This window comes from Arthrobacter sp. NyZ413, from assembly GCF_049390645.1.
In the GTDB taxonomy this organism is placed as follows: Bacteria; Actinomycetota; Actinomycetes; order Actinomycetales; family Micrococcaceae; genus Arthrobacter.
Genome location: NZ_CP155434.1, coordinates 4,404,659 through 4,420,200 on the forward strand (window position 1 = coordinate 4,404,659; position 15,542 = coordinate 4,420,200).

Consider the following 15,542-nt stretch of genomic DNA (forward strand, 5'->3'; position numbering starts at 1 on the left):
GCACAACGAGCCCAAGGAACCATGAGTACGCAACCAGCGCCCGGACAGCCCCGGCAACCGCTCGACGTCAAGGCAGTCCCGTTCGGTGACTCGGCGCTCATGGTCAGCGTGGCCGCGGACGACGACGAGGCGCGCCAGGCCGGCAGCCGAAGGTTGCATGAAATCCTCCTCGAAGTGCAGCCGCACGGGCTGCTGGATGTGGTGGCCGGCGTAGATTCGATCCTGGTGGAGTTCGATTGCCTCGCAATCAGCCATGACCAGTTGGCCCAAACCGTCCGGCTCGCCGCAGCGGGCAGCGGCGCCGGGAACGCCGGACACGCCCACGGCGGAGAGCATTTCGCGATCCCCATGGTGGTCAACGAGGCCTTTGCGCCGGATCTTCCGGATGTGGCAACCGAACTGGGCATCAGCCCGGAGGCCGTGCTGGGCCACTTGGAAGCTTCGGTGCTCTCGATCAACCTGCTTGCCTCGGCCATGGCTCCCATGATGGGCCGGGTGCAGTTTCCTGGCCAGGTCAGCCGTTGCCGGGAGCCCCGGACCAACGTGGATGCCGGTTCCGTGATGGTGGCCGGAACCAACGCCATCATCCAACCCTTCCCGGGACCTACAGGGTGGAAGGTCATCGGGCGCACCCCCCTGACCATCTGCGATATCCGGGAGAATCCGCCCACCTCCTACAAACCCGGAGACACGGTGCAATTCAAGGTGGTTCCCGAAGGCGAGTGGGAAAAACTGCAGGGGCAGTTCCTCCGCGCGGCCCGCGGGCAGTCCGCGGCAGCGCCGGCGTCGTCCGCAACCGCCACCGAAAGGGAAGACTGATGTCCGCCGCTGAACACAGCGTCACGCTGGAGGTCCGCGAGAATGCGTGGCTGGCCACGTTCCAGGACCTTGGCAGGGAACGGTCCGAGGCCCTCGGCGTTCCCTGTGGCGGAGCGGCGGACCAGCACTCTGCGTCCGTCGCCAACATCCTGGTGGGCAATCCGCGCACGGCCACGAGCATCGAATTGATGGGCGGACGGTTCGCCTTCACCGCCTCCCAACCGGTACTGATCGCGGTCACGGGAGCACCTGCCGATGTGACGGTCAATGGCAACCAAGTGCCGATGTGGGAACCGGTGTGCGTCCCGGCGAACGCGCGAGTGATCATCGGCAACGCCCGGCACGGGATGCGCAACTACTTGGCGTTCGGTGGAACGCTGGTCACCGAGCGTTTCATGGGAAGTGCCGCCCCGGAGGCACGCATGGGCTTTCCACAGCAGGTATCGGTCGGCCAGCGCCTCGAGCTGCTGACCCGCTACACCGGTTTTGAGCATCCCTTCCTCACACAGCCTCTTTTCCGGTTGCCGGTCCCGATCCCTTCGTTCGAGCAGCCCGTGAGGACCGTGGACATCGTGGAGGGTCCGGAAACGGACGCCGCGCCGGGGATCCGGGAACTGCTTGCCTCCCGCGAATACACGGTGACGGCGAAGTCGAACCACGTTGGCCTGCGCTTGGACGGGCCAGTGGTGCATCCCGAGGGCCTGGGCGAAATCGTCTCGCACGGGGTTCCGATCGGGGCTTTCGAGATCCCCCACGGCGACGAGCTCATTATTTTGGGGCGTTACCGAACCCTGACGGCCGGTTACCCGATCGTCGCGTTCGCGACCAAGGCGTCCTTGCCCATGCTGGGCCAGGCGCGGCCGGGCCAGCGGATGGCCTTCCGGTGGGTAGCCAACGACGATGCCGTGGAGAGCCATCACGAGGCCCAACGGCAGCTCCATACCTTGGAACAGCGGGTGCAGAGCCTGTTCGGCGCGCTCGACCTGCCGCACGGCGCCATCCCGGTTCCGGCCCCCGCCGCGGCTTGAACCACGGGCGCAAAAACACTTGACCAGCACGTCAAACAAATGAGAAACTTTTCGCATATGTGAAGCGAATCTCACAATCTACGAAACTCCAGGAACGGAACCATGGGACTTCTTGAAGGCAAAGTCGCCGTCATCACCGGCGCGGGAACGGGTATGGGGCGCTCCACGGCGTCGCTTCTGGCGTCCGAGGGAGCGCACGTCGTCCTGGTCGGTCGCCGCCTCGCCGTCCTGGAAGAACTCGCCGCGGAGATCAATAACGACGGCGGTACGGCCTACGCGCGCAGCGCGGACGTCTCGTCAAAGGACGACGTCGACGCCTTGGTCGCGTGGATCGGTGACACTTTGGGGCCGGTGGACATCCTGGTGAACAACGCAGGCAGCGCCAGCAAGGTCCTCAACGTCAGGTGGATCAGCCAGGAAGAGTGGAACCAGGTCCTGGACGTCAACCTCAATGCCGTCTACCTGCTCACGCAGGCTGTCCTTCCGGGAATGCTCGCCCGCAACACAGGCACCATCATCACCGTATCGTCGCTGGCAGCCGTCAATCCCAACCTGCTGGGCGGCGCCGCATACGGAGCCGCGAAGGCCGCAGTCCGGAACTTCATGACCTACTTGCACAACACCTTCCGCAACGAAGGCTTGCGCGCCATCACCATCCTCCCGGGCGAAACCGCCACCCCTATCCTGGACAACCGCGCCCGGCCACCGCGGGCCGAAGAACGCGACGCAATGGTCCAGCCCGAAGACATTGCGCGCGCCATCCACCTCGTGGCGACCCTGCCGCAGCGGGCCGTGGTCCAGGAACTCGTGATCGCACCCACCATCCAACGGGACACCTCGGGTGACCTCGAAATCAGCCGCTGGGCCGGCGCTCCCGCAGAGGACCGGCCATGAAACCCCGGCATCTCTACAGGTCTTCCAGCGGCGCCCCCGTCCACCCCCCTACCCGAAGCAGGACTGTCATGACCCTCGAACCCTCCACCGCCGTCGCCACCTTCCAGCCTTCCGAGGCCGTGCTGCGGGTCCAGCGGACATCCCTCCGCGTCCAACAGCCGCAATCCAAAGGCGACCTCGTTTCCCTTGCGATGGGCGAACCGGACTTCGACACACCCCAGCAAGTGCGCGCAGCCGCTGCCCGCGCACTTGAAGAGGGGTACACCCACTACTCGCCGTTGCTCGGCGAGCTGGTGCTTCGCGAGGAGCTGGCTGCCCGTATCGGCCGGCTCCTCGGCGGAGTGGCCAGCCCCGGCGACGTGCTCATCACCCAAGGCGGCACCGCCGGCCTTTCCGCGGCAATCCTCGGAATCGTGAACCCGGGCGACAAAGTTGTCATCCCGGACCCCACCTACTCCCTTTACGCGGACCTTGTCAGCATGGCGGGCGGCACCATCGTGCCCGTTCCCCTCGCTGACGACCTCCACTGGGACCTTGAAGCGCTTGCCAACGCCCTGGACGGTGCGAAGATGTTCGTCTTCTGCAACCCGTCCAACCCCACCGGAATCGTCCACTCCCGGCGCGAGCTGGAAGCCCTCGCGGACATGGTGGCCGGCACGGACACCCTGGTCCTTTCCGATGAGGCTTACAGCGACCTCGTCTACACGCCCGAGCCCTTCACCTCCGCCCTTGAAATCGAAGGACTGGCCGGCAGGACCATCTACTGCCAAACCTTCTCGAAGAGCTACGCCATGACCGGCTGGCGTGTCGGCTACTTGTGGGGTCCTTCAGACGTTATTGCCTCGGCGGCCCGCGTCCACAACACGTTCAACGGGTCCATGAACACCGCCGTCCAGCTCGCAGCGCTGACCGCGCTCAAGACCTGTGGACCGGACATCGAACGCATGCACGCCTCTTACGCTGTCCGCCGCGAGCTCATGGTCGAGGGGCTCAGCCGGATTCCCGGCCTCACCGTCAGCTCCCCGGAAGGCGCGTTCTACCTCTTCCCGAAGTACGACGTCGATATGCCCGCGGCGCAGATGGTGGCGCACCTGCGCGAGTTCGGAGTGGCCGTTCGCCCCGGCAGCGAATTCGGACGGCACGGCGAACATCACCTTCGGCTCTCCTACGCGGCAAGCGCGGAGGCGATCGGGCTCGGTGTCGAGCGGATCGCGGCCGGCCTCGCTGCCTTGGCGTAGCCCGCATGACCCTCGCCGATGCCCCGGCCGGGCTGCGGGTGGACATGAAACGCAACAGGTCACTTTTGGTATCTGCCGCCGGCCGGCTCTTCGGAGCCGGCCGTTCGGCCACCATGTCCGACGTCGCGTCCGCCGCGGGAATCTCGACGGCGACCGCCTACCGTCATTTCGCGTCAGTGGACGACATTCTCGCTGCTTACCGCTTCGAAGTCGGCCGCGAACTCCTCGAATTCACCAAGGCCCAGGAAAGCTGCGGACTCGAGCTACTTAAGGCCGTCTGCAGGAAATGGGTTGAACTCGTGGTCCAACATGGTGAATCCATGGTCCACACCCGCTCGGCCGAGGGATACCTAGCCCGCGTTCGCGGCGGCGCCTACTACCTCACGGTGCAAGCGGAAGCCCTCGAGCGGCCGTTGGAAGAGGCCTGCAAAGCGCTTGGCATCCCCTACCCCGGAGACGAAGCCCTTTTCCTGTGGAACGGGTTCTTCGACCCCCGGGAAGTCTTCGATCTCATTCGGAGCCTGGGACTGTCCGTGGAGCAAGCATCTGCCCGGCTGGTGCGGACCCTGACAGCGGCCTTGGCAGGGTGGTCCGGGTCCAGGATCTAAGCTAGGAGGTGAAGAAAGGGTGCCATCAATGCGTAGTGACACACAGCGCAACCGCCGGGAACTGGTCAAGGCCGCGGGACATCTTTTTGCGTCCCGTCGGGGACCGATCAGCATGACCGAGGTCGCCAAGCAGGCGGAAATTTCTTCCGCTACGGCGTACCGGCATTTCGCTTCAGTAGAGGACATCCTGGCTGAATACCGCTTCGGCGTCGGCGAAAAGCTGCGCGACTTCAGCTTGAAGCAGGACGCCTCCGGCGTGGAACTGCTGACGATCGTGAGCCGCAAATGGGTTGACCTGGTGACCCGTCACGGCGGGGCCATGCTGTACACCCGTTCCGGCGAAGGCTACCTGGCCCGCCTGCGGAAAGGCGCTTTCTATCTGACGGTCCAGGCCGACGCCTTGGAGCGCCCCTTGCGCGAAGCCTGCGAAGAATTAGGATTGCCGCCTATTGGCGACGAAGCGATGTTCCTCTGGAACATCTTGTTCGACCCCCGTGAAATCCTCGACCTGATCAATACCGTGGGCCTCAACAAGGACCAAGTGACAAGCAGGCTGGTTTCAGCCCTGAAGGGTGCCCTCAGCGGGTGGAGCGAGGACCGGAACCGGGCCTAGGACCCGTCGCGGGCCGGATAAGCTCGCGGACCCGTTCAGCGGGCAGCGACGTCAGTGCCGCGATCCTGAAAACATCCATGAGGCCCGATTGAAGGCCTTTCAACGCGTCGCCGCGCAAGCGCTGCAAGCACGACTCTTTGTGTTCCAGCGCTTCGTCCATCTGACGGACTATAGCGGCCAAGCGCGCGAGGTGGACCGCGGGCTCGGCTGCTGGGTAGTCGTGGTCCCGGTACGCCCCGCCGAGGCGCTTGACGTCGGCCGCCCGCATTCCAACCACAGTGGAAATGGCGGACAAGGAAACCTTGTCCGCCAGGGCTGCGGCGATCGTTTCGTTGCGCTGATTGAGGAGGCTACGGACAAGGCTGTCCGCGCGGGCACGTGAAGCCCTTGATTCCGCGAGCCTTAGCTCGAGCGGAGTGAGTCGGCGCTTGGCCGGGACCGTTTCGCGCCGCGGCCGCCCTTCAGCGACGTAGGTCATTGCGCCTGACGCCCGCGACCAACTGCCAGATCACCGCCGCACTGCGGTGGGTTGGCATGATGCTGCCTTCCAACACCCGCACATCGGCGTCACTCTCCCCCGCCGGAGCCCAGATACCGCTGACGGGACAATGGCTCCCCGTCCCCGCAACAAGCCGACCCTTGAGGCTATGGACATCGAACAGCGTGGTCTCCATCGGAATCCCTTCATCGCAGCATGCGGAGCCGCCCAGGCCTCGCTGCCGGGCGCCGAAACTTCTGGATTAAGCCTAGGATCGACGGATGGAAAAATCAAGAAACTTTTCTCATTTGATTTATTGTTCTCAAATCTTGGAGCAGGGTTGGGTCGCCGCGAGAAAAGAACGAGCGGGAACGCTCCCCGGTGGAGCATAGGTCCGTGCTCGGCCGGAATCCACCACAGCTCACTCGCCCAGCCCCCTAATGATCCGACGCTGGGTGGCCGCCGCAATTGCCGCCGTCCGGTTGTCCACGCCCAACTTGGCGTATATATGCACCAGATGCGTCTTGACCGTCGCCTCAGAGATGAACAATTGCCGCGCAATCGCCCGATTGCTCATACCGGTGGCGAGGAGCTCCACGAGCTGGACTTCACGACCGCTCAGTACGGGCATCGGATTCCGGATCCGCCCCATGAGCCGCGCGGCCACCTCGGGCGCCAGGGCCGTCTGGCCAGCGGCCGCGGACACCACGGCCTGGCGGATCTGGTCCGGCGGTGCATCCTTGAGCATGTAGCCGCTCGCACCCGCTTCAATTGCGGCGAGGATATCGGCGTCGTTGTCGTAGGTGGTAAGGATCAGTACGGGTGGCGGGGGAATACCTGCTTCACCTGCCTCGATCTTCGCTGTCGCGGTCACACCGTCCATGCCTGACCCCATCTGAAGGTCCATAAGAACCAGGTCCACGGGTTCACCCAGGATATGTAGCTTCGACAACTCCACCAAGGCCGCACCGCCGTCGGACGCTTCTCCCACAACGTCGATGCCGGGGAAGCCGGCGAGCATCGCCCGGAGCCCGGCCCGCACCACAGGATGGTCGTCCACCAAGAGGACCCTAATATTCACTGGATGCCTCCGGCGCCGAACCGCGTTCGGGAGCGACCAGGAGCGGGAGCCGGACGGCCACCACGGTCCCCTCCCCCGGCGCCGACTCCACATCCAGCGTTCCTTCCAAGGCCGCAAGCCGCTCGCCCAGGCTCGCGAGCCCGACGCCGGTTCCGTCACCCCGGGATTCCGCAGCCGCGGTTCCAGCCGGATCGAAGCCCCTGCCGTCGTCGAACACGTCCATGGTCACCTCGGATTCCAAGAATGACAGGGTAACGACGGCGGTACTTGCGTGGGCGTGGGCCCACACGTTCGCGAGCAGGGACTGTGCAGCGCGCAGCAGCGTGGCCTGGTGCGGATTAGGGAGCGGAACCGGCGTGCCTTGGAGTTCAAAACGGCAACGCAGCGCCGCTCCACGTGCGGCAGCCTCTGCCTCGGTCTTCGCGCAAAGCCGCTGCAAAGCGTCCGTCAGGCCCGAGTCGACAAGGTCCGGAGAGCGAAGTCCGCGGACGAAGTTCCGCGCCTCCGCCAAGTTGCTCGCGGCGGTTTCCTGGACAGTCCGGAGGCGGTCGCGCGCCGCCGTGTTGTCTCCAGCGTTGAGTGCCTGCTCGGCCGAGCGGCCCATGAGGATGATGCTTGAGAAACCCTGGGCCAACGTGTCATGGATCTCGCGGGCGAGGCGTTCACGCTCGGCCAGCATTCCGGCGTCGTGCTGGCTACGCGCCAACTCGGCGCGGGTGCTCCGCAACTCCTCGGCGGCGAGTCTCTGGTTGTCCGCCTCGACGTAAAGCGCCCTGTATGCCAATCCTGTGACTACCGCGAACGCGGCTCCAAGCACAGGCCCAAGAACTGTGGGAACCTGCAACGCGTCCGCCCCGGCGCCGCGGTTATGGAACCACAGGGCTCCGATCAGGAGTGCCGTGCTGGCGGCGATTGCGGGCAAGGCGAGGCGCCGCGGCAACACATGGAGCTGAAGGAAGAACAACGGAAAGGCGGTCCACGCGAAATCCGGGCTGATAAGCACCAAAACGAGCCACAAGCCACACACCGTGGCGAGCCACCACCACGCGTACGGCTTCGGATCAAAGCGCTCGGGGTTGAGGGCATGCCTTTTCTCGAGGACGGTCCCCACCAAATACACGGCGGCAAGCAGAACCGCGCCGGCCAAGCCGGCACCGGTGGCAAGCGGGGAGAGACCCGCCATCGCAAGCCTGAGGACCGCGACCAGCAGAAGGACTGCAAAGCCGACGTGCAGGCTGACGCGCAGGACACGCAGGATGGTGGAGGAGCCACTGGGCATGATCCCCAGCCTAATCCTGCTGAGTGACGGAATTGCCCGGATTCGCCCTGGCCCGCGAGGTAATCAACCAAAAGGTTGATCCACGGGTCAACCAAGGCGCGCCGACGGATCCACCTCCTCCCCGATGTGGCGATTACGGCGTGCCAGGAGAGTTGGAACAAGACCACAAACCGAACCAAAGGACCCCCATGTTTCTCGCCGTGCGCGATATCCGCTTCGCCAAGGGGCGCTTTGCCCTCATGGGGAGCGTCGTCGCCCTCATCACGCTCCTCCTGGTCATGCTCTCCGGACTGACGGCCGGGCTCGGCAACCAATCAACCTCCGCCATCGCCGCTCTTCCGGCACAACAGATCGTCTTCGGCGCACCGGCTGGCGGAGTGGCCAAGGCGTCCTATACGGAATCGGAAGTCTCAGGGGAACAGCTCGAAACCTGGCGAAACCGCCCCGGGGTTGCTTCGGCCGAAGCGCTTGGCATCACGCAGACGCGTTTACAGTCCCTCGACTCTTCCGGCAGCGCAGCGGGTACCGCCAATGTTGCCGTCTTCGGCGCCGACGGCGGCATCCCACCTGTTCATGTCGCAGAAGGCGAAGTGGCGGTCGGGGAGTCCATCGCGCGGGAACTCTCGCTGGTTGCCGGGAGCAAAGTGACCATCGGGGGCGCTGTCTTGATTGTCTCCGCGATCGTCGAAGACGAGTGGTACTCGCACACCGGGGTGGTCTGGACGTCCCGTGCCACCTGGCAAAAGCTCACACATATTCCTTCCGGAGAATCTATTGGAACAGTCCTCGCGGTAACGTTCGACGCCGGATCCTCCGTTGACGTCAACGGTGCCAATGCGGTGGCAGGCACAGTCAGCGCCACCCCGGGCGGATCCTTCCAAGCGCTCGGCTCCTATAAGAGTGAAAGCGGATCCCTCCTGCTGATGCAGGCATTCCTCTACGGCATCTCGGCGCTCGTCATAGTCGCCTTCCTGACAGTGTGGACTGTGCAGCGCACCCGCGATATCGCCGTGCTCAAGGCAATGGGTGCATCATCGGCTTACATCATCCGGGACGCGCTGGTCCAAGCCGGAATCGTCCTCCTGTCGGGTGCAGGATTGGGCGGCGGAATAGGCGTAATCGGTGGCATCTTCGCTGCCCAAGCCGCCCCGTTCACAGTGAACACGCTGACTACGCTTGTGCCGATCGCCGGGATTGTGGCTTTGGGACTTGCCGGCGCGGCGCTTGCCGTCCGGGGTGTCATCCGGGTGGATCCGCTCATCGCCCTTGGCGGCAACTAAACCTGCATCACGCGTGCGCTAAGAATTCCTTGAAAGGTATATAAATGATCCCGGCCCTGCATCTCGTCAACGTCACCCTCGAATATCCGGATGGAGAGTCCACCCTAAAGGCCCTGGACACGGTAAACCTGCGCGTAGATCCGGGTTCCTTCTGCGGTCTCGCAGGTCCATCGGGTTCCGGAAAATCCTCGCTACTGGCGGTCGCAGCCACGCTTGTGCGGCCCGGTTCCGGGATCGTCTCCATCGACGGCACGGATACAACGGGACTCACCGACACCGAGCTCACCTCCCTCCGTCGAGAAAAGATTGGCATTGTCTTCCAGCAACCGAACCTCCTTGCGTCGCTGACCGCCGCCGAGCAATTGATCATTAGCCATCACTTCAGCGGGAAGCCAGCCTCAGCAGCGCGCAAGCATGCCGCTGAACTGCTCGACGTCGTCGGACTCGGCACTTCGCTCAACAAGCGACCACATCAGCTATCCGGGGGCCAGCGCCAGCGGGTCAACATTGCCCGCGCACTCATGGGTCAACCGCGGGTGCTGCTAGTCGACGAACCCACCGCGGCCCTGGATCACGAGCGGAGCGAAGAGATCGTGCAGCTCCTACGACACGTCACTGACGAGTTTTCGACGGCGACGGTGATGGTCACGCACGACACGGAGTTCCTGCCACTCACGGATTCCGTGGCAAGCATGCGGGATGGCCGTCTTGGCGTGGAGCTTGGCCTCGGGGCGCCGAGTCAGTCACCCAGCAACTCGGCGTCCTGGGCGTCGTCGTAGGCATCCCGGGCTTCGAGAATGGTAGGGACGTGGTCCTCGGCCCATTGGCGCAGCAAGGTAAGCGGTTCCAGGAGGGACGCGCCCAATTCACTCAACTCGTAGTCCACGCGCGGCGGCACTTGGGCGTAGACGGTGCGCGTGATGAGCCCGTCGCGCTCGAGGGTCCGCAGCGTTTGGGTCAGGACCTTGGGAGTGACCACATGGACCATCTTGCGAAGCTCGGAGAAACGAACCGGTCCCGCAGCCAGGACCTGGACGACGAGCGAAGCCCACTTGTCTCCTATGCGCTGGAAGATGACCCGGGACGGGCAATCGGGATCCAGGATGTTTGCCGGTACCGCATTGGTTTCCATGAAGTAACTAAGTTCCTTTGAAGCTATCAGTATCAAATAGATACCGTCTTGTATTACAAGGATAGCAACCCAAAGGAGAGTCATGAAAATCGCAGTTTACGGCGCAACGGGCATGGTCGGCAGCCAGATCGTCAACGAATCCCTCACTCGGGGTCATGAGGTCACCGCCATCTCCCGGAGCGGCACTGAGATCGCCGGAACCACGTCCGTGGCAGCCAACCAGTCGGACGCTGCAACTTTCGCCCTCGTCGCGAAAGAGCACGACGCCGTCATCCTCGCTACCGGGCCCAGCCGCACCGGGGGAGACCACGCGGAGTGGCTCGCCGCGATGGATGTCGCCTACAGCAACGCCGAAGGCACGCGCCTTATGATCGTCGGCGGCGCCGGCACCTTGGAAATCGACGGCGTCCGTCTCCTCGACTCCCCTGATTTCCCCGAAGCGTACAAGGCCGAAGCCACCACGGCCGCCAAGGCGTTCGCCACCGTCAAGAACGCTCCGGAGTCCCTGGACTGGACCGTCTTCGCCCCGGCTCCCCTCATCCAGCCGGGCGAACGCACGGGCAAGTACACCACTGCGAAGGACACCCCCGCGGGCAACAGCATCTCCAGCCAGGACTACGCAGTCGCCATGCTCGACGAAATCGAGTCCCCTGCCTACCGCCGCACCCGCTTCACGGCAGCGAACTAACCCCGCCCCACGCCCCCGGGCTAAGGAATCAAGCCGAGCTCGGGTACCTCAAGGCCGAATATGTCCCTCAAGGCATATTTCGCGGCGTGGTATCCGGGCATTCCGGTCACGCCTGGCCCGGGCGGCGTGGATGACGAGCACAAATACACGCCCGGAAGAGGCGTCCGCCATGGCACACCGGAAATCACAGGCCGCTGGATCAGTCCTCGAACGTCCAAGAGGCCGGCTCCGAAGTCGCCACCCTGATAGTTCTGGTTGTATTCGGCCAGGTCGGTTGCGGTAGTCGTCTTCCAGCCGACCACGACGTCCCGGAATCCCGGCGCGAATTCCTCAATCCGCGAGATCACGGCTTCAGCCATGTCAACGTTCGAGCCCCTAGGCACGTGGCAATAGGTCCAGAGAATGTGGCGACCGGTAGGGGCACGCCCGGGATCCACGATGGAAGGCTGGGCCGCAAGTACATAGGGCTTCTTCGGATGGCGCCCGGCGGCAACAAGGTTTTCGGCTTCTGCCATGTCTGCGCGGGTGCCGCCGACGTGCACCGTCCCGGCACGCCCCAGCCCCGGAGCGGCCCACGGCACTGGTTCCGACAGGATGAAATCCACCTTGCACGCTGCATTCCCGAAACGGAATGTTTCCAGGGAGCGCCTGTACCGATCGGGAAGGGTTGCTCCGGCAATGCGAACAAGCGACGGGGGAGCGACATCCAGCAAGGTGGCCTTTGCCGGATGCAACTGGTCCAGGGAGTCGATTGTCACTCCGGTCTCGATGATCCCGCCATGCGCTTCGATGTCCTTGGCCATGGCCTCGGCGATCGCAGCAGAGCCGCCTACCGGAATTGGCCAGCCGCCAACGTGGGCGAGCGTTCCCAGCAGGAGCCCGGCGCCCGCAGCGGCGAGTGACGGAAGAGGCGACACGGCGTGTGCCGCAACACCTGTCAGGAGGGCTGGCGCCTCTTCACCCTTGAATCGTCGGTTCCACCATGGAGAACCCTGCTCGAGGGTTGCCATTCCGAGCCGAAGCGCAGCCAAGGGATCCGCAGGGATCCGCAAGAGCTGGTTCTGGGAAACATCGAGGATTCCTTCCAAACGCTCCACCAGCGGCCCCATGAGGCGCGCGAAGGCAGCTCCGTCCGGCCCAAGCCCCGCCGCTGTCTGTTCAAGCGAGCGATACGCGACGGCGGACCTGCCGCCGTCGAGCGGTGTCCCGTATTGCACCTCCGGCAGGCGCAGTTCCACTCGCCGTTCGAGTTCAAAATCACGGAAGAACCGCGACGCAAGAGCCATCGGGTGTACGGCCGAGCAGACGTCATAGAGGTGGCCCGGTTCGAGCAATTCAGCGGTACGTGTTCCCCCGCCGATGGTGGCGGCGGCCTCGTACACGTGAACCTTCAGTCCCGCGCGGGCCATAACAACCGCGGCCGCGAGGCCGTTCGGACCGGAGCCGACGACGGCGGCATCAGCCATCGCGATTTTCCTCACCTTGAGCGGCGCTCACCGTCGGTCGCCACGGCAATACAGACGCAGACGGATTCGCGAGATCCACTCGAAGCCAATCCGCGGTGCCATCGAATCCACCGCCATGCGGATCGTCCACCCCTTGGATCCGGATCGGATCCATGTCCGGTTCCCAAATGTCCCAAGCAACCCGCAGCATCAAATATGCCGTCGCAGCCATATGTAGCAGGACGGCCATGACGTAATACGGCATATCTATGTTGTTCTGCGCCGGTCCGCCGCTGGTGGTCTGCCCCAAGTACATCCACGTCGCAGTCCAGTGCAGCGCTTCGGCGGCCTGCCATAGGAGGAAGTCCCGCCAACGTGGCCGCGCCAAGGCGAGCAGCGGAATGAGCCACAACACGTATTGGGGTGAATAGACTTTGTTGCTCAGGATGAACGCGGCCACAACCAGGAACGTCAGCTGCGCGAGCCTCGGGCGTCGCGGCGCGGTCATGGCCAAGGCAGCAATCAAAATGCATGCCACAAGGAACATATTCATGGCCAGGGCATTGACGGCCTCTGGGCTGAGGGGCGTTAGTCGAAGCCGGTCCGCTACGAGGTCGTACGAAAACCACAACGAGCCATAGCCGGCCGGACGGTCCTGCGTGAAATCAAAGAAGTATCGCCAGCCACCAGGGTTTATGGCCGCAATAGGGACGTTGACGGCCAACCAGGAGACAACGGCAGAAATCGCGGTGACGAAGAAGATCCGGAGCCTGCCGCTTCGCAGGGCCAGCAGGAAGGCAGCGCCGAGGATCAGCACCGGGTATAACTTGGTCGCCGTACCGAGGCCTATGAATATTCCGGCAAGGACCAGTCGCTCTTTCGCGAAGAAGTACATTGCCACAGCCAGGAAGGCTACGGCCCACATGTCCCAATTGATGACTCCGGCCAGCACGATTCCGGGGGCCAGCGCAACCATTGCCGCGTCCCAGGGCCGGCTTCGATTGATCCGTACCGTGGCCAAGACCACCACGATCCACAGTGCCGCGATGAAGGTCGCGTTCACATCGAAATAGCCGACAATCCGTTCGCTGCTGGCACCATGACCGGGAACCAGCCAAGCAGTGAGTCCGGCAATCAGTCCTGTGATGACCGGATACTCAAAAGAGACCTGCTGGTCGAAGAACGGGAACTGGTCATTGGCAAGTCCGCGGGTTGCGAAGAGGTCGGGGAAGTCCGAATAGCAGGTAGCGTAAAACTCTTGGGGACTGTGCCAGCCATTGACGCGGCAGTACCCCTTGAACAGTATCGACAGCAGCGCGGCAATGAGCGTGAGGATCACCAGGACCCGTTCAACTGTGAAGAGGCCGGGGGAGACGGACCCGGGGGAGGAGTACCGTCCCAGCGGGCCCCCGATCAGCTCCGTGAACTTGCCGAGCAAGGAGTCACTTCGGCTCGGGACAACGAAGCGCGCCCGCTTCTGCTGGATCTGTGGCTTCGTCTCCTGCATGAATTCGAGCTTAGCGTCAAAGCTCCGCGCTGGTGCCGCCGCGCAGCCCTGCCCCGCACTCATTAAAAGGCGGAAGCCCACGCGCAGCCGCGTGGGCTTCCGAGGCGGATGTTCCGATGTCTGCCATCAGTCCCTCCTCTTGTGTTGGGGCCAAGGGTGGGGGCGTTCAGCGGATGACACCCATCTGGTGCAGGACAACGAAGACGTCTTCCCTGCGCTGGTCCAGCAACTGTCCGTTGAACAGTGTCCTGTCTTTCTCGACGGGCCTGCCGTTGAACACCAACAGGTCTTTGAGGCGCTTGGCCAAGATTTCACCCCCTTCCTGGTTGAAGAAATTGCCGGAATTTAGGCATGACAATTAAGCCCCGAAATTTCGAAAGGCAAAATAGGGCAAGGAAATGCCCGGCAATTAATGGCTGGTTAGGCGGATTTCACGAAAGAGGCGGAAAATACCGAAGCATAAGGCGTCCGCCGTCCATGAGGCAGACGTCCCCAACAAGAAGCTGGTTCCGAACTATGAGGAAGCTACGCACCGCGTCGATTGCGTGATACCGCTCGGTGAAAGGCGACTGGAGCGCCCGAGTGCACGTCGTTCCGCCCCTTCACTGAAGGGGCGGAAGCGCAATCCGGGAAAGGCTAGGCCTGAAAACGGCGTCGAGCAGCGAAGGCCGGGGTGCCAGCATTGGTCATCTTCCATCCGCTAGTCAAAGTAATCATTTTCCCAACCTCCTTTTCTGCTCGGGCACTACCGCGGTTAACCAACCCGGCAACGCACGCCTTGATCCTAAGAGTCAGGATCCTAAAAGATCGATCCCCTAATTTTCGGGGAACAGGAATAAAGCTACACCATGAATCGCAGTTTTGACCAGCAAATTATGGCGAATTTAGAAACTAATTTCCTCAGAGTCCCCAACGAAGAACAACGGGAGTCCGTTTGTCCCATCCCAGGGTGCAGACTTTGGCCGTTCCAAGGAGGAAGTGCTGCCCCTCGATGGCATCCAATTCAAGCCAGCGGGCGGTGAGCACGCGGGAGAAGTGGCCGTGGGCCACAATCAGCACGTTATCCATTTCGGATTCGAGGACGCGTGCGATGATCTTGTCCGCCCGGGCTGCCACGGACTCAAGGGTCTCCCCGTTGGGGACGCCGTCTGTCCAGATGCGGTAGTTCGGGTTGTCCTTGCGGATCAAGTCCGAGCTGATGCCTTCATAGTCGCCGTAATCCCATTCCACAGCCAACGGTTCGTGGACGGCATCGGGAAAGCCGGCTAGTTCCGCGGTGCGCCGGGCGCGCCGCAGCGGCGAGGTCAGGACGAGATCGAAATCGATGCCCTCAAGGACCTTCCGTGCTTCCACGGCCTGCTGTTCGCCCTCCACTGTCAGCGGAAGGTCGGTCAGTCCCGTGTATTGACCGCTCTTGGACCATTCGGTCTCTCCGTGACGCATGATCCAGAG

At 63.4% G+C, this 15,542-nt stretch carries 17 protein-coding genes; 9 read left to right on the plus strand and 8 right to left on the minus strand.

The annotated features are described in order from the left end of the window. The first annotated feature begins 21 nt into the window (after positions 1-21). The 6 genes from ABCW42_RS20600 to ABCW42_RS20625 all read left to right on the plus strand — a co-directional run bounded on the left by ABCW42_RS20600 (position 22) and on the right by ABCW42_RS20625 (position 5,200). The gene (locus ABCW42_RS20600) at positions 22-819 is read left to right on the plus strand and encodes a 5-oxoprolinase subunit B family protein (RefSeq protein ID WP_423182935.1); all 798 of its coding nucleotides are present in this window, start codon (positions 22-24) and stop codon (positions 817-819) included. Continuing rightward, positions 819-1,847 (plus strand): biotin-dependent carboxyltransferase family protein, encoded by a 1,029-nt coding sequence (locus ABCW42_RS20605; RefSeq protein WP_423182936.1) that lies wholly within the window; start codon positions 819-821, stop codon positions 1,845-1,847. Before ABCW42_RS20600 ends, ABCW42_RS20605 begins: the two co-directional genes overlap by 1 nt. A gap of 102 nt (positions 1,848-1,949) precedes the next feature. After that, positions 1,950-2,741, plus strand: a complete 792-nt coding sequence (locus tag ABCW42_RS20610; RefSeq protein ID WP_423182937.1) for an SDR family oxidoreductase — start codon at positions 1,950-1,952, stop codon at positions 2,739-2,741. Between the two features lie 68 nt (positions 2,742-2,809). After that, positions 2,810-3,979, plus strand: coding sequence for a pyridoxal phosphate-dependent aminotransferase (locus ABCW42_RS20615; protein WP_423182938.1), 1,170 nt, complete (start codon positions 2,810-2,812; stop codon positions 3,977-3,979). Positions 3,980-3,984: 5 nt separating this feature from the next. Then, positions 3,985-4,587 carry a TetR/AcrR family transcriptional regulator gene (locus tag ABCW42_RS20620; protein ID WP_423182939.1) on the plus strand — a complete coding sequence of 201 codons (603 nt, stop codon included), beginning with the start codon at positions 3,985-3,987 and terminating at the stop codon, positions 4,585-4,587. A gap of 28 nt (positions 4,588-4,615) precedes the next feature. Next, positions 4,616-5,200: a TetR/AcrR family transcriptional regulator gene (locus tag ABCW42_RS20625; protein ID WP_423182940.1), complete on the plus strand. Its 585-nt coding sequence runs from the start codon at positions 4,616-4,618 to the stop codon at positions 5,198-5,200. Here the strand turns inward: ABCW42_RS20625 and ABCW42_RS20630 are convergent. The 3 genes from ABCW42_RS20630 to ABCW42_RS20640 form a co-directional block, all read right to left on the minus strand. After that, positions 5,166-5,678 (minus strand): hypothetical protein, encoded by a 513-nt coding sequence (locus tag ABCW42_RS20630; RefSeq protein WP_423182941.1) that lies wholly within the window; start codon positions 5,676-5,678, stop codon positions 5,166-5,168. The two genes, ABCW42_RS20625 and ABCW42_RS20630, sit on opposite strands and share 35 nt — an antisense overlap. A 421-nt stretch (positions 5,679-6,099) precedes the next feature. After that, complete coding sequence (locus ABCW42_RS20635) at positions 6,100-6,699, minus strand: LuxR C-terminal-related transcriptional regulator (protein ID WP_423184961.1); 600 nt, start codon at positions 6,697-6,699, stop codon at positions 6,100-6,102. A gap of 49 nt (positions 6,700-6,748) precedes the next feature. Continuing rightward, positions 6,749-8,038, minus strand: coding sequence for a sensor histidine kinase (locus ABCW42_RS20640; RefSeq protein ID WP_423182942.1), 1,290 nt, complete (start codon positions 8,036-8,038; stop codon positions 6,749-6,751). 188 nt (positions 8,039-8,226) lie between these two features. Between ABCW42_RS20640 and ABCW42_RS20645 the strand changes: the two genes are divergently transcribed. Both ABCW42_RS20645 and ABCW42_RS20650 read left to right on the plus strand, forming a co-directional pair. After that, positions 8,227-9,318, plus strand: a complete 1,092-nt coding sequence (locus tag ABCW42_RS20645; protein WP_423182943.1) for an ABC transporter permease — start codon at positions 8,227-8,229, stop codon at positions 9,316-9,318. A 44-nt stretch (positions 9,319-9,362) separates the two neighbouring features. Then, complete coding sequence (locus ABCW42_RS20650) at positions 9,363-10,097, plus strand: ABC transporter ATP-binding protein (protein ID WP_423182944.1); 735 nt, start codon at positions 9,363-9,365, stop codon at positions 10,095-10,097. Here ABCW42_RS20650 and ABCW42_RS20655 read toward each other — a convergent pair. Then, positions 10,058-10,450: a winged helix-turn-helix transcriptional regulator gene (locus ABCW42_RS20655; protein ID WP_423182945.1), complete on the minus strand. Its 393-nt coding sequence runs from the start codon at positions 10,448-10,450 to the stop codon at positions 10,058-10,060. The genes ABCW42_RS20650 and ABCW42_RS20655 overlap by 40 nt on opposite strands. An 82-nt stretch (positions 10,451-10,532) precedes the next feature. Between ABCW42_RS20655 and ABCW42_RS20660 the strand changes: the two genes are divergently transcribed. Next, entirely contained in the window at positions 10,533-11,138 is a 606-nt protein-coding gene (locus ABCW42_RS20660; RefSeq protein ID WP_423182946.1) for an NAD(P)-dependent oxidoreductase, read from the plus strand. A gap of 20 nt (positions 11,139-11,158) precedes the next feature. On the opposite strand, the gene ABCW42_RS20665 is transcribed toward ABCW42_RS20660, so the two are convergent. The 4 genes from ABCW42_RS20665 to ABCW42_RS20680 all read right to left on the minus strand — a co-directional run bounded on the left by ABCW42_RS20665 (position 11,159) and on the right by ABCW42_RS20680 (position 15,533). Further along, a complete protein-coding gene (locus ABCW42_RS20665) occupies positions 11,159-12,604 on the minus strand; it encodes a phytoene desaturase family protein (protein ID WP_423182947.1) in 1,446 nt (481 codons plus the stop codon). Next, positions 12,597-14,090, minus strand: coding sequence for a glycosyltransferase family 87 protein (locus tag ABCW42_RS20670; RefSeq protein WP_423182948.1), 1,494 nt, complete (start codon positions 14,088-14,090; stop codon positions 12,597-12,599). Before ABCW42_RS20670 ends, ABCW42_RS20665 begins: the two co-directional genes overlap by 8 nt. Before the next feature lie 166 nt (positions 14,091-14,256). Then, entirely contained in the window at positions 14,257-14,397 is a 141-nt protein-coding gene (locus ABCW42_RS20675) for a hypothetical protein (protein WP_423182949.1), read from the minus strand. Between the two features lie 593 nt (positions 14,398-14,990). Continuing rightward, positions 14,991-15,533: a histidine phosphatase family protein gene (locus ABCW42_RS20680; RefSeq protein ID WP_423184962.1), complete on the minus strand. Its 543-nt coding sequence runs from the start codon at positions 15,531-15,533 to the stop codon at positions 14,991-14,993. Positions 15,534-15,542: the final 9 nt, after the last annotated feature.